This is a genomic window from Micromonospora deserti (genome assembly GCF_003236335.1).
Taxonomy (GTDB): domain Bacteria; phylum Actinomycetota; class Actinomycetes; order Mycobacteriales; family Micromonosporaceae; genus Micromonospora; species Micromonospora deserti.
The window spans coordinates 12508-34464 of the sequence record NZ_POUB01000037.1 but is presented as its reverse complement, the minus strand read 5'-3'; the positions used below and the strand labels follow the sequence as shown (position 1 = coordinate 34464).

The following is a 21957-nucleotide window of genomic DNA, read 5'->3' as shown; positions in this document are numbered from 1 at the left end:
CGCCCGCCCCGACGCACCCGACTTTCGTGGCTGCGCCGACCGGCCGGCCCGACCGGGGAGGGTCTCGGGCACCTTCCAGCCGATCACCGCGGCGGCGACCAAGGTGGCCAAGGCGTCGACCAGGAAGAGCGCCAGGAAGCTCGCCTCGGCGAGTACGCCGGCCAGCAGTGAGGCCACCGCCATGCCCAGGTTGAACGCCCAGAACTGCAGATTGAACGCGCGCGAGCGGCGGTGCTCGGGCACCACGTCGACGACCGCCGCGACGAAGGCGGGACTGGGCATCGAGTGCGCCACCCCGACCAGGGCGGCGAGCGCCGCGATCACGGCCAGGTGCCGGCTGAAGGCCAGCCCTACCATCAGCGCGGCGGTGACCAGGTGGGCCGCGAGCAGCGTGGCGCGCCGCCCCCACCGGTCAGCCAGCACGCCGCCGAGTAGCACGCCGGCCAGCGCCTCGCTCGCCCCGCGCGCGTCGGTCAGGTAGAGCGGCAGGAAGAGCATCGCGAAGGCGCCGGCCCGGTTGATCAGCAGGCCGGCCCAGAGGTACCAGAAGGTGGCGGGTAACCCGCCCACGGTGTCGGCCAGCCAGCGCCGCAGGGCCCACACGTGTCCTCCGAAAAGTTTCCTTACTAACAGATGCGTCCTCGACCGTAGGAAGCCACCACGGTCCGCGCCAGCGTGTCCCCGGTCACCGTGCCGGGGCGGACGCCGGCTCGACCGGCTCGGCGGGCGCGGTCTCGGCCGCCTCCGGCGTCGGGGGCCGGATCGCGGCCACCGGCACGGCCGGCCTGGTGGTGGCCCGCAGCGTGGCGGCCCGCCGCTCCCGGGCCGGCCCGGAGACCAGGTGGGCGACCGCCATCACCCCGCCGATCGCGGCGCAGCCCAGCCAGAGCGTGGTGTTGCCGGCCTGCTCCCGGACCAGGCCGCCGAGGATCGGGGCGACCGCCCCGGCCACCTGCCAGGACAGCGAGAAGACGCCCTGGTAACGGCCGCGCAGCGCGGCGGGGGAGAGCTCGGCGATCAGGGTGGCGTTGGACGGTGAGTTGAGCATCTCGCCGACGGTCCAGATGAGCACGGTGACGCCGTAGAACCAGGCGGCCTCGGCGAACGCGGTCAGCCCGAAGCCGACCCCCATCACCACCGAGGCCAGGGCGAGCACGTGCGACCGGCTCCGGCCGCGGATCAGCCGAGGGACGAAGAGTTGGCCCACCACGATCAGCACGCCGTTGAGTGCGATCACAGAGCCGTACGTGGCGGGGGAGAGGCCGGAGTCGCCCATCGCGATCGGCAGCATCGAGATGTGCTGGAGGAAGACCAGCGCGGCGAACAGGTTGAGCGCCACGAAGCCCAGGTAGACCCGGTCGGTCAGGATGACGCGCAGCGCCCCGACGGGCGCGTCGTCCGGGCGCGGGCCGGCGGGGACCGTACGGGTCTCGCGGACCTTGGCGAAGATGATCAGCGCGGTGACCACGGTGGTGGCCGCGTCGACCACGAAGAGCAGCAGGTAGCCGGCCTCGGCGGCGAGCCCGGCGAGGACGGCGGCGCAGGCGAAGCCGAGGTTGATCGCCCAGTAGTTCAGCGAGAACGCGCGCAGCCGGTCCTTCTCCGGCACCACGTCGACCATCATCGCGCCGAACGCGGGCCGGGCCGCCTCGGCGAACATGCCGAGCAGCAGCGCGCCGAGCGCCACCGCCCACAGTTCTTCGGCCAGGCCGAGGGCGAGCATCATGCCGGCCGCGCCGAGGTGGGCGGTGAGCAGTGTCGGGCGGCGGCCCCAGCGGTCGGTGAGCGTACCGCCCACGGTGGTGCCGACCGCGCCGCCGACGCCCCACAGGCCGAGCACCAGGCCCGCCTGGGAGGCGGAGAAGCCGCGCTCCTGGGTGAGGTAGATGGCGAGGAAGACCAGGACGAACGAGCCGAGCCGGTTGATCAGCGTGCCGGTCCAGAGGTACCAGAAGGTGGGGGGCAGCCCGCCGGTGGTGTCCCGGAACCAACCCCGCATCGTCCGCACGTCGGCGCCCCCACTTCCGTAATGACTGCCCTACTTGACGCGCCTTACAACCTAGTGGTCGGCCCGATCACCGGTCATTGCCTTTTCCACGTGGTGGTCCTCACGACCCTTCCCGTGTGTTCCGCCGGTCGTTGCGGCAGGATGATCCGCATGACTGCGAGCGAAGGGCCCACCGTCGGGACGCTGGTCCTGCTGCGGCACGGCGAGAGCGACTGGAACGCCAAGAACCTCTTCACCGGCTGGGTCGACGTCGACCTGACCGAGAAGGGCGAGAACGAGGCGCGCCGCGGCGGCGAGCTGCTGCGCGAGCACAACCTGCTGCCGGACGTGGTGCACACCAGCGTGCTGCGCCGGGCCACCCGCACCGCCGAGCTGGCGCTGAACACCGCCGACCGGCACTGGATCGCGGTACGCCGGTCGTGGCGGCTCAACGAGCGGCACTACGGTGCCCTGCAGGGCAAAAACAAGAAGCAGACCCTCGACGAGTACGGCGAGGAGCAGTTCATGCTCTGGCGCCGCTCGTACGACACCCCGCCGCCGCCGATCGACGACAACGACCAGTGGTCGCAGGCCGGCGACCCGCGCTACGCGCTGCTGCCGCCGGAACTGATGCCGCGTACCGAGTGCCTCAAGGACGTCGTCGAGCGGATGTTGCCGTACTGGTACGACTCGATCGTGCCGGACATCCTGGCCGGCCGTACGGTGCTGGTGGCCGCGCACGGCAACTCGCTGCGAGCGTTGGTCAAGCACCTGGACCGGATCTCGGACGAGGAGATCGCCAAGCTGAACATTCCGACTGGCATCCCGCTGCGCTACGACCTGGACCCGCAGCTGCGCCCGCTCACGCTGGGCGGCACCTACCTCGACCCGACCGCCGCGAAGGAGGCCGCCGCCGCGGTGGCCAACCAGGGCCGCTGACCTACGCGACGAGGCCCTGGCCGGGTGGGCCGGGGCCTCGTCGCGACCGCTCAGTTCGGCGAGGCCGCCGTCTCCCCGGTGATCAGGTAGACGACGTGCTCGCCGGCGTTGACCGCGTGGTCGGCGAAGCGCTCGTAGAAGCGGCCGAGCAGGGTCGCGTCGATTGCTGTCTCCACCCCGTACGGCCAGTCGGCGCCGAGGAGCACCCCGAACAGGCTCTTGTGCAGGTCGTCCATGGCGTCGTCGTCACGGTCCAGTTCGGCGGCGAGGTCGGCGTCGGGCCTGGCTAGCACCGAGGCGATCTTCTCGGCCATCCGGTCGGCGATCCCCGCCATGTCGGTGAAGATCAGCCGCAGCTCCGCCGGCACCGCCGGCGACGGGTGGCGCCGAAGTGCGGTCTTGGCGACGTGGTCGGCCAGGTCGCCCATCCGCTCCAGGTCGGCGGCGACGTGCAGGGCGGTGATCATCGCCCGCAGGTCGGAGGCGACCGGCGCCTGGCGGGCGAGCAGGTCGCAGACCCGCTCCTCGACGTGGCGGTAGAGCTCGTCGATCTCGGCGTCCCGCTCGATCACCGTCTCGGCCGCCCGGCGGTCCGCGGTGAGCAGGCCGCGGGTGGCCTGCCGCATGGCGGCCCGGACCCCCTCGGCCATGTCCACCAGTAGTTGGCTGACGATCTGCAGGTCAGCCCGGAACTCGTCGCGCATTGTCACGTCCTGTGGTCGGTGGTCGCCGACGCGGGCCGGCGGGGTGAAAAGGTGCGCCGCCCACGCTAGGGCGGACGGGCGGACCGGAGATGAACCCAGGTGAACGACGCCGGGCACAAAAGTGAACTTTCCCGGAAGCGAGAGGGGTTCGTCCCGTTGTGGGCGTTAGCCAGGTTAACAATGACCCTACGATCACCGGGTGGAGTGGGCGGTGACGGTCGGTGTGGCCGTGGGGCTGGTGGCGGGGCTGATCGCCGGGCTGCTGCTGCCCCGGTTCGTCCCGGCGCTGGCTGACCGCTCCGCCCGGAAGGGGAGCCGGTCCGGCTTCCGCTGGCGCAGGGGGAGGCTCGCGATAGCCGAGGAACCGCAGTCCGGGCTCGGCCGCCGGACGATCGACTCGCTCCGGGCCGGCGTGGTGGTGCTCGACCCCGACGACCTGCCCGTCCTGGTCAACCCGGCGGCGCGGGCGATGGGGCTGCTCCGCACCGGCCCCACGCCGGGGTCCATCGCCGCCCACCCGCTGATCCGTACCCTCGCCGGTCAGGTGCGCCGCACCGGCGTGCGGCGCGAGGTCGAGCTGGACCTGCCGCGGGGCCGCGACAACAACGCCGGGGACAACCCGCTCGGCGTGCATCTGCGGGCGATGGGTATCGGTGCCGGCTACATCGCGGTGGAGGCGGCCGACGTGACCGAGTCGCACCGGCTGGCCCGGGTGCGCCGGGACTTCGTGGCGAACGTCAGCCACGAGCTCAAGACCCCGATCGGCGCGTTGCAACTGCTCGCCGAGGCGCTGCTGGACGCGACCGAGCCGGCCGACGCGCAGGCCGACCTGCCGGAGGACCTGGTCGCGGCGCGGCGCTTCGCCGAGCGGATCCAGCACGAGTCGACCCGGCTGGGACGGCTGGTGCAGGAGTTGCTGGAGCTGACCCGGCTCCAGGGCGCCGAGCCGCAGCCGCCGCCGGAGCCGGTCTCGGTAGACTGGGTGATCGCCGAGGTGGTCGACAGGACCAGGACGGGTGCCAGCGCCCGGCGGATCGACGTGGTGGTCGAGGGTGAGCGTGGGCTGACCGTCTACGGCAGCGACACCCAGCTCGCCACCGCCGTGGCGAACCTGGTCGAGAACGCCATCAACTACTCGGGCGAGGACACCACGGTACGAATCACCGCCCGGGCCGTCGACGAGCACGTCGAGATCGCCGTCGCCGACCAGGGCATCGGCATCGCCCCGACAGACGTCGACCGGATCTTCGAGCGGTTCTACCGGGCCGATCAGGCGCGGTCCCGCTCCACCGGCGGTACCGGCCTGGGGCTCGCCATCGTCAAGCACATCGCCAGCAACCATGGCGGACGGGTCGAGGTGTCAAGCACTCTTGGTGGTGGGTCGACGTTCACCCTCCGGCTGCCCGCCCGTCCCCCGGACGACCTCCTGGCGACACTGCCCTCCGCTGGGATCGAGGCCGGTCCGGCCGAGCTCCGGCAGGTCTGACAGCAATGGAAAGGAATCCCCCGTTGAGCCGCGTTCTGGTGGTCGAGGACGAGGAGTCGTTCTCCGACGCCCTGTCGTACATGCTTCGCAAGGAGGGCTTCGAGGTCTCGGTGGCCGCGACCGGTCCCTCCGCCCTCACCGAGTTCGACCGGACCGGCGCCGACATCGTGCTGCTCGACCTGATGCTGCCGGAGATGTCCGGCACCGAGGTGTGCCGGCAGCTCCGGCAGCGCTCGCACGTGCCGATCATCATGGTCACCGCGCGGGACAGTGAGATCGACAAGGTGGTCGGCCTGGAGATCGGCGCCGACGACTACGTGACCAAGCCGTACTCGCCGCGCGAGCTGGTCGCCCGGATCCGGGCGGTGCTGCGCCGGCAGACCACGGAGGTCGCCGAGTCGGGTACGCCGACGCTGGCCGCCGGCCCGGTGCGGATGGACATCGAGCGGCACGTGGTGACCGTCGACGGTGCCGCGGTGCAGCTGCCGCTCAAGGAGTTCGAGCTGCTGGAGCTGCTGCTGCGCAACGCGGGCCGGGTGCTCACCCGGGGCCAGCTGATCGACCGGGTCTGGGGAGCCGACTACGTCGGTGACACCAAGACCCTGGACGTGCACGTCAAGCGGTTGCGCTCCAAGATCGAGCCGGAGCCGTCCGCGCCGCGCTACATCGTCACCGTCCGGGGCCTGGGCTACAAGTTCGAGCCGTGACCTGACTACCTCGAAGCGCCCGCACGGTGACCAGGGGCGGGGTCCCGCCTACCGGTTGGTGCCGGCGCTGGGCGCGCGACTCCGCCCGTCAGGTGGGGTCGGCGGGGTGCGGGGCGACCAGACCCTGCCGGATGCGGGCCGCGCAGAGTTCGGCGAGCTTGGCGTACGCGGGCGCGCCGACCAGCGCGGTCAGCTCCGGGCCGTAGGAGACGTACATCGGCTCGGCGCCGACGTGCGCGTCGGTCGAGGAGGTGCACCACCAGTCCAGGTCGTGCCCGCCAGCGCCCCAGCCGCGCCGGTCGAACTCCGACAGCGTGGTGACCAGCACCTTGGTGTTGTCCGGCCGCGTGGTCCACTCCTGGTCCCGGCGGATCGGCAGCTGCCAGCAGACGTCCGGCTTGTACTCCAGCGGGTGCACCCCGTCGCGCAGCGCCTGGGCGTGCAGCGCGCACCCGCCCCCGCCGGCGAAGTCCGGGTCGTTGAGGAACACGCAGGGGCCGTCCGCCTCCTGGGTGGCGGTACGGCGCGCCGGGTTCTTGCCGTCGATGGTGTCCGCCTCGGTCCAGTTCTTGACGCCGCGGCGGAAGTGCTGCCAGGTGGACGGGGCCAGCCGCTTCACCGCGGCCCGTACCCGCTTCTCGTCGTCGGAGTCGGTGAAGAACGCGCCGTGCGAGCAGCAGCCGTCCGCGGCCCGGCCCGCGACGATGCCGTGGCAGCCCCGGCCGAAGACGCACGTCCAGCGGGAGAGCAGCCAGGTCAGGTCGGCCCGGATCAGGTGACTCTCATCCGCCGGGTCGGCGAACTCGATCCACTCCCGGGGAAAGTCCAGCGGCACCTCGCGGCTGCGCGGGTCGGCCGGGTCGTCCACGAGCACGCGGAGTTCGATCTGCCCTGTCACTCGGCCCAGCGTACGCGCGGTGTGCCGGGCGGGCCGCCGAGCCGCGGAAACCGGTTGGCCCTAGTGTCGTCACCATGCGACTGGGTGTCCTCGACGTCGGTTCCAACACGGTGCACCTGCTGGTGGTCGACGCGCACCACGGCGCGCACCCCTGGCCCGCGCGCTCCGAGAAGGTGGTGCTCCGGTTGGCCGAGCAGATCGGCCCGGACGGCGCGCTGACCGAGGCCGGCGCGGACGGGCTGGTCAAGGCGGTCAGCATGGCCAAGGCGGCGGCCGCCGGCCTGGAGGTCGACGACCTGCTCGCCTTCGCCACCTCCGCGGTGAGGGACGCCACCAACGCCCAGGAGGTGCTGGCCCGGGTCCGTGACGAGACCGGCGTACGCCTGGAGGTGCTCTCCGGCGCGGACGAGGCGCGGATGACCTTCCTCGCCGTGCGGCGGTGGTTCGGCTGGTCGGCTGGTCGGCTGCTGGTGCTGGACATCGGCGGCGGCTCGCTGGAGATCGCGGCCGGCATCGACGAGGACCCGGACGTCGCCGTGTCGCTGCCGGTCGGCGCCGGGCGGCTCACCCGGGACCGGCTGCGGATCCGGCCGGACAGCACCACACCGCCGTCGGCCGAGGTGGTCGACGACCTGCGGGCGTACGTGGACGGGTTGCTCGATCCGGTGGTGAAGCAGATGGCCGAGGTGGGCTGGGAGCGGCCGGTGGGCACGTCGAAGACCTTCCGCACGCTGGCCCGGCTGGCCGGTGCGGCCCCGTCCGGCGCCGGGCTGTGGGCCCGGCGCGCGCTGACCCGCCCCGGGCTGCGGCAGGTGCTCGGCTTCATCCGGCACATCCCGCCGGCGCAGCTCGTCGAGCTGGAGGGGGTCAGCGCGGGCCGCGCGCACCAGTTGCTCGCCGGGGCGGTCGTCGCCGAAGCGGTGATGCGCCGCCTCGACCTGGACTCGCTGGACATCTGCCCCTGGGCGCTGCGCGAGGGTGTGATCCTGCGCCGGCTGGACCAGCTCGGTCCGGTCTGACCCGCGTCGGCGGGCAGGGCCGCGGGCACCGGGCGGCGTCGCGGGCGCAGGGCGTCGTGGGCAGGGGGCGGCGCCGTGTGCGCAGGGCGGGCACGGTACGCGGGTGGTTGTGGTCGGTTTGCGGCTGCTCGTCCTGATGGCCTCGGCCGGCCCCGCTACCCTCGATGGTGTGACTTCCCGCGTCCCGGTCCTGCTGTCCAGTTCCTCCGTCTTCCCTGAGCGGACCGCGGCGGCGTTCCAGCTGGCCGCGGCGCTCGGCTACGACGGCGTCGAGGTTATGGTCTGGACCGACGCCGTCAGCCAGGACGCCGGGGCGCTGCGGGGCCTGGCCGAGCACTACGGCGTGCCGGTGCTCTCCGTCCACGCCCCCTGCCTGCTGGTGACCCAGCGGGTCTGGAGCCCGGACCCGTGGGAGCGGCTCCGCAGGTCCGCCGAACTGGCGTCGGCCCTCGGCGCCCCCACAGTAGTGGTCCACCCGCCGTTCACCTGGCAGCGGGACTACGCCCGCACCTTCGCCGAAGGGCTGGACCGGATCGCCGGCCAGTATCCTGACTTGCGCTTCCCGGTGGAGAACATGTACCCGGTCCGGATGGCGGGCCGGCAGTTCGTCCCGTACGTGCCCGGCTGGGATCCCACCGAGACCGGGTACGCCTCCTACACGCTCGACCTGTCACACTGCGCCGCCTCGCACACCGATTCGCTGGAGATGGCGGACCGGATGGGTGACCGGCTGGCGCACGTGCATCTCGGTGACGGCACCGGCGAGGGGCGCGACGAGCACCTGGTGCCCGGGCGCGGCAACCAGCCCTGCGCCGAGGTGCTCCGGTCGCTGGCCGGACGCCGCTTCACCGGCTCGGTCGCGGTGGAGGTGACCACCCGCGGCGCGAAGAGTCGCGCCGACCGCGAGGCCGACCTGCGCGAGGCGCTCGACTTCGCCCGCCAGCACCTCAGCGCTCCGTCCCCCGTCGACGCCTGAACGCCGACCGGACGGGCGGTCGCGTCAGCTGACCGGGGTCAGCGAGTCGGTCGGGGCGGCCGGCCGGGTGGCGGGGGTCACCTGCTCGCCGACGGCGGCGCGCTTGCGGGCCCGGTGCGCGGCCACGTGCGAGCGGGTGGCGCAGCGCTCCGAGCAGAACCGCCGGCAGCAGTTCGACGAGGTGTCCAGGTAGACGTTGCCGCAGCGGTCGTCGGCGCAGACGCCGAACCGGGCACTGCCGTACTCGCACAGCCAGACCGACAGGCCCCAGACCGCGCCGGCCAGGTACTCGGCGCTCACCGAGGCACCCCGGCTGGTCACGTGCATGTGCCAGTCGCTGGAGTCGTGCCCGGAGATGCGCGGCTGCACCGGGTACGCCTCCAGCATGGCGTTGAGCTCGGCCACCGCCTGGGCGTCCCGCCCTGAGGTGCCGTACTCGAAGACGTCGCGCAGGCGCTTCTGCGCCCGCCGGAAGGTCGCCAGGTCCCGCTCCGACACCTCGTCCCGCATCCAGGCGTTGTCGTCGGGGAAGAGGGCCCGCAGGTCGTCGAGGTCGTCCAGGCGGGAGTTGACGAGGTCAACGCCGGTCCGGGCGTACGCGTCGAAGTTCACGCCCCCAACGGTAGACGACTCACAGGGCGCGCGGCGCGTCGATGTAGTGCGGCAGGAACCGCGCGTAGCCGTCGGTGATCAGACTGGCGCTCTCCCGCAGGCCCGCCCCGGCGGACTCGCCGTCGACGATCCAGCTGCCCACCACCAGCCGGTTGCCGGCGAACTCGGGCAGCGCCCGGAACTCCTGGTAGCACCAGCCCTCATCGCCGTAGCTGCCCGGGTTGACGATCTCGCCGGCGCCGGTGACGATCCGCACCGAGCCCCCCTCCCGGCCGAGCAGCGGCTTGGCCACGTACTCGGGCATCCCGCGCGGCGAGTCCAGGTACGCCGGCAGCAGCAGCTCGTGCCCAGGGTAGAGCTCCCAGAGCACGGCGAGCAGCGCCTTGTTCGACAGCAGCAGCTTCCAGGCCGGCTCGATCCAGGTCGTCGGGGTGCCCGGGTCCAGCGCCAGCCGGCCGTACGGCTCGGCGACCATCCACTCCCAGGGGTAGAGCTTGAAGCAGGTGGTGACCGGCCGGTCCGCCGCGTCGACGAAGCGCCGGCCGTCCCAACCGATCTCCTGGATCGGCAGCAGCTCGACCGCGAGCCCGGCCTGGCGGGCCGTCTCGGCCAGGTAGCCGGCGGTCATGTGGTCCTCGCCCGACTCCTCCTCGCTCGACCAGACCACGTGCACCCGCCGGTCGTGCAGGCCTGCGCCGATCTTCGCCCAGGCGCCGACCAGGCGTTCGTGCAGGCTGTTCCACTGGTCCAGCTGCGGCCGGGTGTGCTCCAGCCAGTACCACTGCACGATGCTCGCCTCGACCAGCGCGGTCGGGGTGTCGGCGTTGTACTCCAGCAGCTTCGGCGGCCAGCTGCCGTCGTACCAGAGGTCGAAGCGCCCGTAGAGGGTGGGCGGGATCTCGCGCAGCGATCGGGCGACCGCCTCGGCCGCCCAGGCCGGGATGCCGAACTCGGCGTACCGGTGGCGGGCGACGACGTGCTCGGCGGCGGCCACCGACATCCGGTGCAGCTCCTCGGTCGCCTCCTCCAGCCGGAGCACCTCGTCCAGGTCGAAGGCGTAGGCGGCGGTCTCGTCCCAGTACGACATGATCCCGCCGTCGGGCAGCTCGGTGTCGACGTACACCAGCCCCTGCGAGCGGATGGTGGCGTCCCAGTCCGGGCGGGGGGTGACCGACTCGCGGCGCACCTCAGCCGCCGCAGGCGGCGAGGTGGGTGCCGAAGCCGCCGCGTTCGGGCACGGCCGCGGCGGCCGGCTCGCCGGCGGTGGGCGCGGCCGGCTCGGGCGCGCGCAGCGCGAGGGCCACGGTGCCGCCGCCCCCCACCGGGCCGAGGGCGCAGTCGTCATCGTCGTCGTCGGAGGTCAGGTTGCAGCCGGAGAGGGCGAGCGCCAGCGCGGTGAGCGCGCCGAGCTGCACGGAGGCTGAGCGGAGCCGGCGGCGGGGGCGTTGTTCCACGCCATCGTTGTAGCCGATCGCCGCCACCCCCGCCGCCCCGGGCCGGGTCGCCGGAGCCGCTGCCGCCGGCGGGGCGGCCGGCTCGTCGCGCACCCCGCCGCCGCCCGGCGCGCGGTCACCGGCGGGCGTTACGCTCGGTCCATGCTCCGTTCCGTCATTCTCGCCGCCTCCCGGTCATCCCGGGTCGAGCGGCTCGTCGCGACGGCCCCGTTCACCCGGGATGTCGTCCGCCGGTTCGTCGCCGGCGCCAAGACCGACGACGCGTTGCGCGCGACCCGCGAACTCGTCGACGACGGTCTCGCGGTCACCCTCGACAACCTCGGCGAGGACACCGTCACCCCCGACCAGGCCAACGCCATCCGGGACGAGTACCTGCGGCTGCTGAAGCTGCTCGCCGGGGCCGGGCTCACCCCGGCCGCCGAGGTGAGCGTCAAGCTCTCCGCGCTCGGGCAGACGTTCGACGAGCAGCTCGCGTACGACAACGCGCGGGCGATCTCCGCGGCGGCCGACGAGGCGGGCACCACGGTCACTCTGGACATGGAGGACCACACCACCACGGACTCGACCCTGGACATCCTGGCGAAGCTCCGCAAGGACCACCCGTCGACCGGTGCGGTCCTGCAGGCGTACCTGCGGCGCACCGAGTCGGACTGTCGGGAGCTGGCCTCGGCCGGTTCCCGGGTGCGACTGTGCAAGGGCGCGTACAAGGAGCCGGAGTCGGTGGCCTACCAGTCCGCCCGCGAGGTCGACAAGTCCTACGTCCGCTGCCTGAACATCCTGATGTCCGGCGATGGCTACCCGATGCTGGCCACCCACGACCCCCGGCTGATCGCGATCGGCGAGGACCGGGCCCGCTGGTTCGACCGCGGCCCGGAGCGGTTCGAGTTCCAGATGCTGTACGGCATCCGGCCGGAGGAGCAGGCCCGGCTGGTCGGCGAGGGCTACACCGTGCGGACGTACCTGCCCTACGGCGAGGACTGGTACGGCTACCTGATGCGCCGGCTCGCCGAGCGCCCGGCCAACCTGGCCTTCTTCGGCCGGGCCCTGATCTCGAAGAAGTAACCATCCGGCGGACAATCTCCAAGAATCCATCCGAAGGACGAGCCGCCGGCCACGCCGCCGAGACGGTCGGAGCCCGTTCGGACACACCGGTCCGCCAGGGTGGTGGTCGCCGGGTGGGCCGGATGGCCGTACCCTCGCCGCGTGACTGACGGGGAGCCCGAGGCCGACGGCCGACCGCGGCCGCGCCGGCTCTGGCCGCTGTGGGCGGCGCTCGCGGCGGTCGTGGTGCTGCTGACCTGCGGCCTGCCCACCGCGCTGGTGGTCGGGGTGTTGCGGGACGGCCGGGGCGGCGCGGTGGTGGGGCGGCTCGGCGCCCCGGCCGAGGATCCGGCGACGGTCGCCGCCCGCCAGCTCGCCGAGCGGATGACCGCCCAACTGGACCGGCAGTCCGCCGCCCTGCTGGCCGGGGACCGGGCCGGATTCCTGGCCGTCGCCGAACCGGCCGCGCATGCCGACCTCCGGCGGCGCTACGGCGCGCTGCGGGCGCTGCGCGTCACCACCTGGCAGGCCAGCCCGTCCGGCCTGCCCACCCCGGTGCAGGGTCGGCCCGGCGAGTGGCGGCTGCTGGTCGAGTTCCGCTACTGCTTCGTCGTGCCGGACTGCCGTACCAGCTCGGTGCTGACCGGCACCCGGTGGCGGGACGGGGCGCAGCCCCGGCTCGTCGCGGTGGAGCCGTCGCGGTCGGCGGAGACCGGCACCCGACCCTGGGAGGTCAGCGAGCTGGTCGTCGCCGTCGGCGCGCGGACGCTCGTCGCCACCACCCCGGCGCTGCGCGGGAAGCTGCCCGGGCTGCTCGCCGAGGCCGAGGCGGCGGCGACGGTGGCCGACGGGTACGCGATCGGCGGCCGACCACCCGACCGGTACCGGATCTTCTACGCCGGTCGCGCCGAGTGGCAGCGCTGGTACGGTGGCGGCCGGCCGAAGTGGACCGGCGGGTACGCGGTCACCGTCGGCGGCGGCCACCACGAGGTGGTGCTCAACGCCGACGGGCTCGCCGCCAGCGGGGTGGACGACCTGCTCCGGCACGAGCTGACCCACGCCGCGTCCCTGCCCGAACGGGGTTATCCGGGCACCTCCACCTGGTGGCTGGTGGAAGGGCTGGCCGAGTACGCGGGCGCGGACGGCCAGCCGGTCGACCGGTACGAGGGCCTGGGCGAGGTGCGGCGGTTGCTCGGCGGTGGCTGGAACGGCCGGCTCGACTCGCTCATCCCGGCCGAGGGCGCTCCGGCGGACCGGGTCGGCGGCAGCTACGGCATCTCCTACCTGGCCGTCCGGAACCTCGTCGACCGGTACGGGCCGGAGCGGCTGCTCGCCTTCTTCACCGCGGTCGTGCACGAGCGCGTGCCGGTGGCGGTGGCCGCCGAGCAGGTCTTCGGCGAGCCGTGGTCCACCCTGCACGACCAGTGCGTCGGGTACGTCCGCTCGGTCGTCGCCTGAGCCGTCGCCGCCGGTCGCATCGTTCGGCGTCGACGTCGGCTCGTAGCATGGGCCGCGTGCGCCGCCCCGACCCGCCGCGGCTGCCCGCAGCCACGCGGCCCCGCCTGCTCACCGCCCTGCTCGCCGCCGTCGTCCTGACCGGCACGACCGCCGCGTCCTGCGGTGACGGGGAGTCACCCGTCACCCTCGCCGTGGCGGCCCGGGCCGCGGTCGCCGAGGTGGTCGACGCCCCGGCCACGGTGACCGCCCGGGCCGCCGCCACGCTCACCGCCCCCGCCGACGGCACCCTGGCCAGCCTGCGGGTTCAGCCCGGGCAGCGGGTCCGGCGCGGCCAGGTGCTCGCGGTGGTCGACTCACCCACCGCCCGGGCCCGGCTGCGGCAGGCCGAGGCGGCGCTCGAGGCGGCGAAACGGGCCGGTCGCGGGGCCGGCGGCGGGGACCTGACCGGTAGCCTGCGCGGCACCGACCGGGCCGCCGACGAGACGTACGCCGCCGCCCGCGCCGCCGCTGGGAAGATCAGCGATCCGCAGCTGCGGGACGCGCTGCTGCTCCAGATCAGGACCGCCCAGCAGCGGTACGACGACGCGGCGCGCGCCGCCGACCGGGCGGTCCGCGCGGTGCAGCGGGGGGTGAGCAGCCTGAACTCCGCGGTCAGCGCACTCGCCACCGCCCAGCGGCTGCAGGCCCGGCAGGCGTACGACCTGGCGAAGGCGACGGTGGACGCGCTGACCCTGCGCGCCCCGATCGCCGGGATCGTGCAGCCGGGAGGCACCGCGACGGGCGGCGCCTCGGCCGACGCGCTCGCCGGGCTGCTGGCCGGCGGCGCGCCGGCCGGGATCGACCCGTCGGCGCTGGCCGCCGCCCCGGCCGGCCCGCCGCCCGGGGTCGACGTCGCAGTCCCGGTCGGCGGGCCGGTCACCGCCGGGACACCCGTGCTGACCGTCGTGGACATCGGTGAGCTGGGGCTGCTCGCCGAGGTCGACGAGACCGACGTGCTGCTGGTCCGGCCGGGCGTCACCGCCACCGTCGAGCTGGACGCGGTCAGCGGGGCCAGCTACGACGCGACGGTGCGCTCGGTGGACGTCCTGCCCACCACGTCCGCCCGGGGCGGGGTGAGCTACCGGGTGCGGCTGTCGCTCGGCGCCGGCCGGCTCGTCGAGGCGGAGCCCGCTCCGGTGCCGCGCCCCGGCATGAACGCGGTGGTGCGGCTGCGGGTGCGCGAGGCCGCCGACGCGGTGACCGTGCCCGCGTCGGCGGTCTTCTCGGCCGACGGGCGGGACGCGGTCTGGGTGGTCCGTGACGGGCGGGCCGACCGGGCCGCCGTCACGCTCGGCGTGCAGGGCCAGGATCTGGTGCAGATCGTCAGCGGCGTGCAGGCCGGTGACCAGGTGGTGGTACGCGGCGCCGACCAGGTCCGCGACGGCCAGGAGCTGCGGTGATCACGCCGGGTGCCCGGCCCGTCCGGCGGAGCGGAACCGCGGGCGCCGCCGGGCCGCCGGGGCCCGCCGGCCGGGCGCGGCTGGGCGCGGCGTGACCGCCCGGGCGGCGGCGGTCCGGCCGGCGGCGATCGAGGCGATCGAGGTGTCCCGGACGTACCAGCTCGACGGGGTCTCCGTGCCCGCGCTGCGCGGCGTGTCGCTGACCGTCGCCCCCGGCGACTATGTGGCACTGGTCGGGCCGTCCGGCTCCGGCAAGTCGACCCTGATGCATCTGCTCGGCGGGTTGGACCGGCCGACCGGCGGCCGGCTGGTGATCGGCGGCCAAGAGGTGGCCAGGCTCTCCGCGACCGAGCTGGCGGCGCTGCGCAACGAGACCATCGGCTTCGTCTTCCAGGCGTTCCACCTGCTGCCGCGGACCTCCGCGGTGGACAACGTGGCGCTGCCCCTGGTGTACCGGGGGGTCGGTGCCCGCCAGCGGCGCGAGCGGGCGGCGGCGATGCTCGGCCGGGTCGGCCTCGGTCACCGCCTGGACCACCGGCCCAACCAGCTCTCCGGTGGCGAGCAGCAGCGGGTGGCGATCGCCCGTGCCCTGGTCACCGACCCGGCGGTCCTGCTCGCCGACGAGCCCACCGGCAACCTGGACAGCGTGACCGGCGCGGCGGTGCTGGAACTGCTGGAACGGCTCAACGCCGAGTCCGGGGTGGCGCTGGTGATGGTCACCCACGACCAGGAGGTGGCCGCCCGGGCCCGCCGGCGGATCGCGATGCGCGACGGCGTGGTGGTGTCGGACAGCGCCGTCCACGGTGGTCCGGCGCTTCATGATCGACCGCTGTCCGGCGGCGCCGGTCGACCTGACACACTGGTGCCCGCTCCCAGCGCGGAGCCCCGGTCCGCGTCCGGAAGCGGCCCGGGGCACCCGCCCGGTGGCTCCGGTGGCGCCGCCGGAGCCACCGGGTGCCTTCCGCACCCCGCGGCCACCGACCGGCCCGACCCGTCGTCCGACCGGCCCGGTTCCGGGCTGCTGGCGGGCACCGATCCGCCCCGGCCCGGGGCCGACCTGTGGACGGCCCCGGACCCACCCCGGGGCGCGACCGACGCGGGCAGGCCCGCTGACGAGGGTGGGGCCGACTGGTGAGGGTGGCCGAGGCGTGGCGGGTGGCGCTGGGCGCGTTGCGGGCCAACCGGCTGCGCAGCCTGCTGACCATGCTCGGGGTGATCATCGGGGTCGCCTCGGTGGTGATCCTGGTGTCGATCGGCACCGGCACCAAGCACAAGGTCGAGCAGCAGGTCGAGGGGCTCGGGTCCAACCTGCTGCTGGTCGTCCCCGGGCGGCTGGACGTGGGCGCCGCCCCGGCGCTTTCCCCGCTCACCCTGGACGATGTCGACGCGGTCTCCCGGGTGGTCGGCGACCCGGACCGGGTGGCCGTCACGGTCGCCTCCGGCGCCACCGTACGGGCGGGTGCGCGGGCCGACTTCAGCACCGTGCAGGGGGTGCTGGAGACCACCCCCTCGGTCTTCGCCCGGGAGCTGGCTCGCGGGCGCTACCTGACCCGCTCCGACGTGGACACCAGCCGGCGGGTGGCGGTGCTCGGCGCCTCGGTGGCGCGGGCCCTCTTCCCCGACCGGGAGCCGGTCGGTCAGCAGATCACCGTCGCCGGGGTGCGGTTCCGGGTGATCGGGGTGTTCGCCCCGCTCGGGCAGAGCCTCGGCGTGGACCGGGACGACGAGGTGCACATCCCGGTGACCGCCGCGCAGCGGCTGTACGGCACCCAGCGGGTCGACGGGATCGCGGTCAAGGCGCCGGACCGGGAGCGGATCGACGAGCTGGGCGAGCGGATCGTCGCCGAGCTGACCCGCCGGCACCCCGGCACCGAGTTCAGCGCGGTCACCCAGGAGCAGATCCTCGGCGTGCTCGGCGACATCCTCGGCATCCTCACCGGGGTACTGGCGGCCATCGCGGGCATCTCGCTGCTGGTCGGCGGCGTCGGGGTCTCCAACATCATGCTGGTCTCGGTCCGCGAGCGGACCCGCGAGATCGGGCTGCGCAAGGCGGTTGGCGCCCGACCCCGCGACATCGGCGTGCAGTTCCTGCTGGAGGCGGTGCTGCTCACCACGATCGGCGGGCTGACCGGGATGGCGCTGGGGGTGGGCACCGCGCTGCTGGTGGCCGCCGTATCGCCGATCCCGGCGGCGATCACCTGGTGGTCGCTGGCGCTGGCGTTCGGGGTGTCGGCGGCGGTCGGGATCGTCTTCGGGGTGGTGCCCGCCCAGCGGGCCGGCCGGCTCGACCCGGTGGTGGCGCTGCGGGCGGAGTGACCGAGAACGGGACGGCCGGCGCGGGACGTCGGATAACGAGGTAGCCCGCCGGGTGGACAACCGTGCGAATTATGATCAGTTGTACGAAGGGATCGCGCCGGTCACAGGCGCACCGCTACCGTACTGGTAACACGCGCGTTCGCCGGTCCGGGCGGGAGGATCCGTCCGGTGGCACGCGCCGGGCATGGGATGGGTCGGGTGAGCCATGGCCGGGTCGCAGTCCGACGGTCGGCTGTCGGAGGTCAAGTTCCTGACCGTCGCCGAGGTGGCGACGGTCATGCGGGTGTCGAAGATGACGGTCTACCGTCTGGTGCACAGCGGTGAGCTCACCGCGGTCCGGGTCGGCCGGTCGTTCCGGGTTCCCGAGCACGCGGTGCACGAATACCTTCGGGGTGCCTTTCAGGAGACCGCCTGATCCACCGTCGGGCGACCGGTCGAGCGCGCCGTGACGGGCATCGAGGGGCCGCGTTGGTCCTGTTGACGCTCTCCGGCTACCCTGGACCCCGACCGTGACCGCAGGTGTTCTCTGCCGCCTGCCCCGCTGGTCCGGTCCGTTGTCCGCAAGCGGTCGCCGACGCCACCGGAGGGTGGTGTCACCCGGTCGCCCCGCACGTTGCATCGAAAGGCTGTCGTATGGGCTCGGTGGTCAAGAAGCGCCGCAAGCGCATGGCTAAGAAGAAGCACCGCAAGCTGCTGCGCAAGACCCGCGTCCAGCGTCGCCGTCTCGGCAAGTGACCGGTGCCGGGCCACGGCCCGGCTCCCCCGTCACTTGCCACCTGTCGACCCCCGGAGGCTCAGGTGATCAGGCCGTGATCTCCCGGCTCGATCCCGCCTGCCAGGGAAGGTGCGCGGCATGACCCCCGGTGGCACCCCAGGTGCTCCGGGGGTCGTCGTCGTCACCGGGGTCGGCCGTTATCTGGGCGCGCACGTCGCCGCCCGGCTCGCCGCCGACCCGCGGATCGAGCGGGTCATCGGCATCGACCCGCCGGGGTCCGGCGCCGAGTTGACCGAATTGCTTGACCGGGTCGAGCGGATCCAGGTCGACCTCGGCTCGCTCGGCGGGCTCCTCGCCGACCTGGACGTCGACGCCGTGGTCCACCTCGCCCTGGTCAGCGCCCCCGACCCGCAGCACGGCGGTCGCGCGGCGATGAAGGAGCAGAACGTCATCGGCACCATGCAGCTGCTCGCCGCCTGTCAACGGGCGTCCCGGCTGCGCAAGCTCGTCATCCGCTCGTCCACCGCCGCGTACGGCGCCTCGTTCCGCGACCCGGCCGTCTTCACCGAGGAGACCGAGCCGCGCGAGGTGCCGCGGGGCGGCTTCGGCCGCGACATCCTCGACATCGAGGGGTACGTCCGCGGGTTCCGCCGCCGCCGCACCGACGTCACCGCCACGGTGCTGCGCTTCGCGCCGTTCATCGGCTCGACCGCCGACACCACCCTCACCCGCTACTTCTCCCAGCCGCTGGTGCCCACCGTGTTCGGCCGCGACCCCCGGCTGCAGTTCCTGCACTTCGACGACGCGCTGGAGGTGCTGCACCGGTCGATCGTCGAGGACCACCCGGGCACCTACAACGTCGCGGGTCCCGGTGTGCTGTCACTGTCCCAGGCGATCCGCCGGGCCGGCCGGGTCGCCGTGCCGGTGCTGGAGCCCGGGCTCTCCGGCGCCGCCGCGCTCGCCCGCACCCTCGGCTTCGGGCGTATCGGGCTCGACCAGGTCGACCTTTTCGTGCACGGCCGGGTGGTCGACACCAGCCGGCTGGAGCGGGAGTACGCTTTCACGCCCCGCTCGACGGCCACCGCGTTCGACGACTTCATCCGCGCCCACCACGGCGGGGCGGTGGTGACCCGGGAGCAGCTGGCCGCCGCCGAGCGGCTCGTGCTGGACGGCATCCGGCAGGTCCGCTCTACCGTACGGGAGCGGTCGTGACCGGGCCGGCGGGGCGGCGCGACGCCGAGGGCCGGTACGACGTACCGCTGACCGTGGCCGAGCCGGGCGCGGACCCGGCGCGGGCCAACGGGCACCGGCCCGCCGCGGCCGCCGACGAGCCGGACCCGGCGGTCACCGACGAGCCGGTCGCGGCCGGCTCGGCGCACCCCGCGGCGACGGAGGAGCCGGCCGGCGGAGCGCATGCCGGGCGGGAGCCGGCGCCGCCCGGCCCGGCGGTGCCGGACCGTCCCGGCGACCACTGGGACCGCAAGGTCGCGGCCGGCCTGGCGTTCCTGCGCCGGCGGCTCTCCGGCGACTACGAGGTCGACGAGTTCGGCTTCGACCCGCAGCTGACCGAGGCGGTTTTCCACCCCGTGCTGCGGCTGCTCTACCGGGACTGGTTCCGCACCGAGGTCACCGGCATCGAACACGTGCCGGCGGAGGGTGCCGGCCTGGTGGTGGGCAACCACTCCGGCGCCGTGGCGCTGGACGCGCTGATCCTCTCCGCCGCCCTGCACGACCAGCACCCCGCGCACCGCTTCCTCCGGCTGCTCGGCGCCGATCTGGTCTTCCGGATGCCGGTGGTCTCCGAGCTGGCCCGTAAGTCGGGCGGCACCGTCGCCTGCAACCCGGACGCCGAGCGGCTGCTCGGCGGCGGTGAGCTGGTCGGCGTCTTCCCGGAGGGCTTCAAGGGTGTCGGCAAGCTCTACTCCGAGCGCTACAAGCTGCAACGATTCGGCCGGGGCGGCTTCGTCTCGGCGGCGCTGCGTACGGGCACCCCGATCGTGCCGGTGGCCATCGTCGGCGGCGAGGAGATCTACCCGATGCTGGCGGACATCAAGCCGTTGGCGCGGTTGCTCAAGCTGCCCTATTTCCCGGTCACGCCGACCTTCCCGTGGCTCGGGCCGCTGGGCATGGTGCCGCTGCCGAGCAAGTGGCTGATCGAGTTCTGCCCGCCGATCCCCACCGCCCACCTGACCGACTCCGCCGACGACCCGTTGGTGGTGTTCAACCTCGCCGACCAGGTGCGCGAGACCATCCAGCAGACCCTGCACAAGCTGCTGGAACGCCGTCCGGACCCGTTCGGCCCCTGACCGGGGCGGGTCAGCCGCCGCGGCGGCGCCGGTGCAGCGCCAGCCCGGCGGTGACCGCGCCGGCGAGCAGGCCGGCCGCCGCGGTGGACGGCACGGCGATCTTGACCGCCCGCCGGCCGGTGCGGAAGTCGCGTACCTCCCAGCCGAGCTGGCGGGCCTGCCGCAGCAGCGTGCCGTCGGGATTGACCGCGACCGCCCGGCCCACGGTCGACAGCATCGGCAGGTCGTTGGCCGAGTCGCTGTAGGCCGTGCACCGGCTCAGGTCCAGCCCTTCCACGGCGGCGAGCTGGGTGATCGCCTCGGCCTTCGCGGGCCCGTGCATCAGGTCACCGACCAGCCGGCCGGTGTACGCCCCGTCGACGATCTCGGCGACGGTGCCGATCGCCCCGGTCAGGCCCAGCCGCGTGGCGATCACCCGGCCGATCTCGACCGGCGCGGCGCTGACCAGCCAGACCCGCTCGCCGGCGGCGAGGTGGCGCTGGGCCAGCCGGCGGGTGCCGCCCCAGATCCGGGGCGCCATCAGCTCGTCGAAGATCTCCTCGGTGAGCCGCTCCACGTCGTCCACCCGCCACCCCTCGATGAAGGCGAGGGCGGCCTCCTTGGCCTGCGACATGTCCCCGGCGTGCTCCGTGGCGAGCAGCCGGAACCGCAACTGCTGCCAGGCGAAGCGGGCCAGGTCGCCGGTGGTGAAGTAGTTGCGCGCGGCGAGCCCGCGGGCGAACCAGTAGATCGACGCGCCCTGCATCATCGTGTTGTCCACGTCGAAGAAGGCGGCAGCGGTCGGGTCGGGCTCCGGGGGAGCCGCCGTCGCCAGGTCGGTCTCCGCCCAGCCGGCGGTGTGCCCATGGACGTCGGTGCTGACCGTCACCTTACGGTTGCGGGCCACGCAACCTCCTCCGCTCGACCGCCTGGACCTCCCGCGAGGGTAGCCGGATCCCGGGCGCCGGCGGCGCCGCGCCGGCGAAGTGTGGCGCGGTCGGCTCACCCGCGCCCGAGTGCGGACGGGTCAGCGGTCGCCGGGGCAGGCGGCCGGCGCCGGGCCCAGGGCGTCGCTGCCGATCGGGGCGGGCAGTCCGCAGGCGACGGCGGCGCGCAGCGCCTCGGAGCGCTCGCGGATCGCGTCCAGCAGGGCGAGGGAGCGGCGGGTCCGGTCCCGCTCGGCCCGGGTCGCGCCGTGCAGGAGGCCGTTGACAGCCCGCCGCTGGCCGGTGACGAAGGAGTTGACCGCGTCCAGCGCCGCCGGGTCGGCGCGCTGCACCGCGGCGGTGGTCAGCAGGCGGATGCCCTGGCGGGTATCGGCGTCCATGTCGTCGAGCACCGCACTGAAACCGACCCGGTCCCCGCGCAGCGCGGCGGCCTCGCCGAGCCGGGTGCGGGCGAAGCCCAGGAAGAGGTGCCCACGGCTGACATCCGAGCTGGTCAGCGCCAGCTGGGCCCGTTCGGTCGAGCGCTTCATCCCGTACAGCGCGTCGCCGGGGACCGCGTTCTCGCTGGCGGCGGAGATGCCGGAGACGGCGACCGCGCCGGCTGCGATGCCGACCAGGATGGCACCCCGGGCGCGGGCCCGCCGGGCGGTGACCGCGGGCAGCAGGGAGCCGCGGATGCCGGCGACCGAGCGCTGGGCGGCCGGTTCGGGCGTGGCGGCCGGGGCGCCGATGCCCTCCCGTTCGGCGGTGGCGAGCAGCATCGCGCGCAGGCCGGTACGGAACTCGGGGTCCACCTCGACGGCCGGCGGGTCCGCGCTGAGCCGCTGACCGACCGCGACGAGCGGGGCGAGCTGGTCGTCGGCTCGGGACCGGACGTGGTGCCGTCGGCCGCCGTTGGCCTCGTCGAGAAGCTGCGCGAAGCGCTCGGCGCGCCGACGGGAGAAGAGGTCGCTGTCCACCGCAGGCACCTCCTC

General features: G+C 74.1%; 22 protein-coding genes and 1 pseudogene. 14 read left to right on the top strand and 9 right to left on the bottom strand.

Features of this window, described 5'->3' with window-relative positions:
* The coding region (locus C1I99_RS08590; protein ID WP_146603920.1) for an MFS transporter at positions 1-603 on the bottom strand (603 nt) is incomplete at its 3' end.
* Positions 604-685: 82 nt separating this feature from the next.
* Positions 686-2008, bottom strand: a complete 1323-nt coding sequence (locus C1I99_RS08585) for an MDR family MFS transporter (RefSeq protein WP_111133667.1) — start codon at positions 2006-2008, stop codon at positions 686-688.
* Between the two features lie 150 nt (positions 2009-2158).
* Between C1I99_RS08585 and C1I99_RS08580 the strand changes: the two genes are divergently transcribed.
* Positions 2159-2926, top strand: a complete 768-nt coding sequence (locus C1I99_RS08580) for a phosphoglyceromutase (RefSeq protein WP_111133672.1) — start codon at positions 2159-2161, stop codon at positions 2924-2926.
* A gap of 50 nt (positions 2927-2976) precedes the next feature.
* On the opposite strand, the gene phoU is transcribed toward C1I99_RS08580, so the two are convergent.
* The gene (gene phoU, locus C1I99_RS08575; RefSeq protein WP_111133666.1) at positions 2977-3630 is read right to left on the bottom strand and encodes a phosphate signaling complex protein PhoU; all 654 of its coding nucleotides are present in this window, start codon (positions 3628-3630) and stop codon (positions 2977-2979) included.
* Positions 3631-3829: 199 nt separating this feature from the next.
* Between phoU and C1I99_RS08570 the strand changes: the two genes are divergently transcribed.
* Both C1I99_RS08570 and C1I99_RS08565 read left to right on the top strand, forming a co-directional pair.
* Positions 3830-5116, top strand: coding sequence for a sensor histidine kinase (locus tag C1I99_RS08570; RefSeq protein WP_111133665.1), 1287 nt, complete (start codon positions 3830-3832; stop codon positions 5114-5116).
* A 23-nt stretch (positions 5117-5139) separates the two neighbouring features.
* Complete coding sequence (locus C1I99_RS08565; protein WP_111133664.1) at positions 5140-5823, top strand: response regulator; 684 nt, start codon at positions 5140-5142, stop codon at positions 5821-5823.
* 88 nt (positions 5824-5911) lie between these two features.
* Here the strand turns inward: C1I99_RS08565 and C1I99_RS08560 are convergent, their stop codons facing one another.
* On the bottom strand, positions 5912-6721 hold the full coding sequence (locus C1I99_RS08560) for a DUF3109 family protein (RefSeq protein WP_111133663.1): 810 nt from the start codon (positions 6719-6721) through the stop codon (positions 5912-5914).
* A gap of 74 nt (positions 6722-6795) precedes the next feature.
* On the opposite strand from C1I99_RS08560, the gene C1I99_RS08555 reads away from it, so the two are divergent.
* Together C1I99_RS08555 and C1I99_RS08550 are read left to right on the top strand one after the other, a co-directional pair.
* Entirely contained in the window at positions 6796-7740 is a 945-nt protein-coding gene (locus tag C1I99_RS08555) for a Ppx/GppA phosphatase family protein (protein ID WP_111133662.1), read from the top strand.
* 169 nt (positions 7741-7909) lie between these two features.
* Positions 7910-8716: a sugar phosphate isomerase/epimerase family protein gene (locus C1I99_RS08550; protein WP_199562054.1), complete on the top strand. Its 807-nt coding sequence runs from the start codon at positions 7910-7912 to the stop codon at positions 8714-8716.
* A gap of 24 nt (positions 8717-8740) precedes the next feature.
* On the opposite strand, the gene C1I99_RS08545 is transcribed toward C1I99_RS08550, so the two are convergent.
* The 3 genes from C1I99_RS08545 to C1I99_RS33900 are packed head-to-tail and all read right to left on the bottom strand — an operon-like array spanning position 8741 to position 10875.
* Positions 8741-9328 (bottom strand): CGNR zinc finger domain-containing protein, encoded by a 588-nt coding sequence (locus C1I99_RS08545; protein WP_111133661.1) that lies wholly within the window; start codon positions 9326-9328, stop codon positions 8741-8743.
* Positions 9329-9347: 19 nt separating this feature from the next.
* The gene (locus tag C1I99_RS08540; protein WP_111133660.1) at positions 9348-10514 is read right to left on the bottom strand and encodes a glutathionylspermidine synthase family protein; all 1167 of its coding nucleotides are present in this window, start codon (positions 10512-10514) and stop codon (positions 9348-9350) included.
* Position 10515: 1 nt separating this feature from the next.
* Entirely contained in the window at positions 10516-10875 is a 360-nt protein-coding gene (locus C1I99_RS33900; RefSeq protein ID WP_233512410.1) for a hypothetical protein, read from the bottom strand.
* A gap of 48 nt (positions 10876-10923) precedes the next feature.
* Between C1I99_RS33900 and C1I99_RS08530 the strand changes: the two genes are divergently transcribed.
* The 9 genes and pseudogenes from C1I99_RS08530 to C1I99_RS08490 all read left to right on the top strand — a co-directional run bounded on the left by C1I99_RS08530 (position 10924) and on the right by C1I99_RS08490 (position 20057).
* Positions 10924-11844 carry a proline dehydrogenase family protein gene (locus C1I99_RS08530; RefSeq protein WP_111133659.1) on the top strand — a complete coding sequence of 307 codons (921 nt, stop codon included), beginning with the start codon at positions 10924-10926 and terminating at the stop codon, positions 11842-11844.
* A gap of 141 nt (positions 11845-11985) precedes the next feature.
* Positions 11986-13281: a hypothetical protein gene (locus C1I99_RS08525; protein WP_111133669.1), complete on the top strand. Its 1296-nt coding sequence runs from the start codon at positions 11986-11988 to the stop codon at positions 13279-13281.
* A 47-nt stretch (positions 13282-13328) separates the two neighbouring features.
* Positions 13329-14720 (top strand): efflux RND transporter periplasmic adaptor subunit, encoded by a 1392-nt coding sequence (locus tag C1I99_RS08520; protein ID WP_111133658.1) that lies wholly within the window; start codon positions 13329-13331, stop codon positions 14718-14720.
* Between the two features lie 91 nt (positions 14721-14811).
* Positions 14812-15708, top strand: a pseudogene (locus tag C1I99_RS08515) (ABC transporter ATP-binding protein); the annotation flags it as partial.
* 143 nt (positions 15709-15851) lie between these two features.
* Positions 15852-17036, top strand: coding sequence for an ABC transporter permease (locus tag C1I99_RS08510; RefSeq protein ID WP_111133657.1), 1185 nt, complete (start codon positions 15852-15854; stop codon positions 17034-17036).
* 205 nt (positions 17037-17241) lie between these two features.
* The gene (locus tag C1I99_RS08505) at positions 17242-17451 is read left to right on the top strand and encodes a helix-turn-helix domain-containing protein (RefSeq protein ID WP_007465625.1); all 210 of its coding nucleotides are present in this window, start codon (positions 17242-17244) and stop codon (positions 17449-17451) included.
* 218 nt (positions 17452-17669) lie between these two features.
* Positions 17670-17771, top strand: a complete 102-nt coding sequence (locus C1I99_RS08500) for a 30S ribosomal protein bS22 (protein WP_007465623.1) — start codon at positions 17670-17672, stop codon at positions 17769-17771.
* A gap of 118 nt (positions 17772-17889) precedes the next feature.
* Positions 17890-18963 carry an NAD-dependent epimerase/dehydratase family protein gene (locus C1I99_RS08495; RefSeq protein WP_111133656.1) on the top strand — a complete coding sequence of 358 codons (1074 nt, stop codon included), beginning with the start codon at positions 17890-17892 and terminating at the stop codon, positions 18961-18963.
* Between the two features lie 236 nt (positions 18964-19199).
* Positions 19200-20057 (top strand): lysophospholipid acyltransferase family protein, encoded by an 858-nt coding sequence (locus tag C1I99_RS08490; RefSeq protein ID WP_111133668.1) that lies wholly within the window; start codon positions 19200-19202, stop codon positions 20055-20057.
* Between the two features lie 10 nt (positions 20058-20067).
* Here C1I99_RS08490 and C1I99_RS08485 read toward each other — a convergent pair whose 3' ends face one another.
* Positions 20068-20943 (bottom strand): HAD family hydrolase, encoded by an 876-nt coding sequence (locus C1I99_RS08485; RefSeq protein ID WP_111133655.1) that lies wholly within the window; start codon positions 20941-20943, stop codon positions 20068-20070.
* A 120-nt stretch (positions 20944-21063) separates the two neighbouring features.
* Complete coding sequence (locus tag C1I99_RS08480) at positions 21064-21942, bottom strand: DUF5667 domain-containing protein (RefSeq protein WP_111133654.1); 879 nt, start codon at positions 21940-21942, stop codon at positions 21064-21066.
* Positions 21943-21957 lie beyond the last annotated feature (15 nt).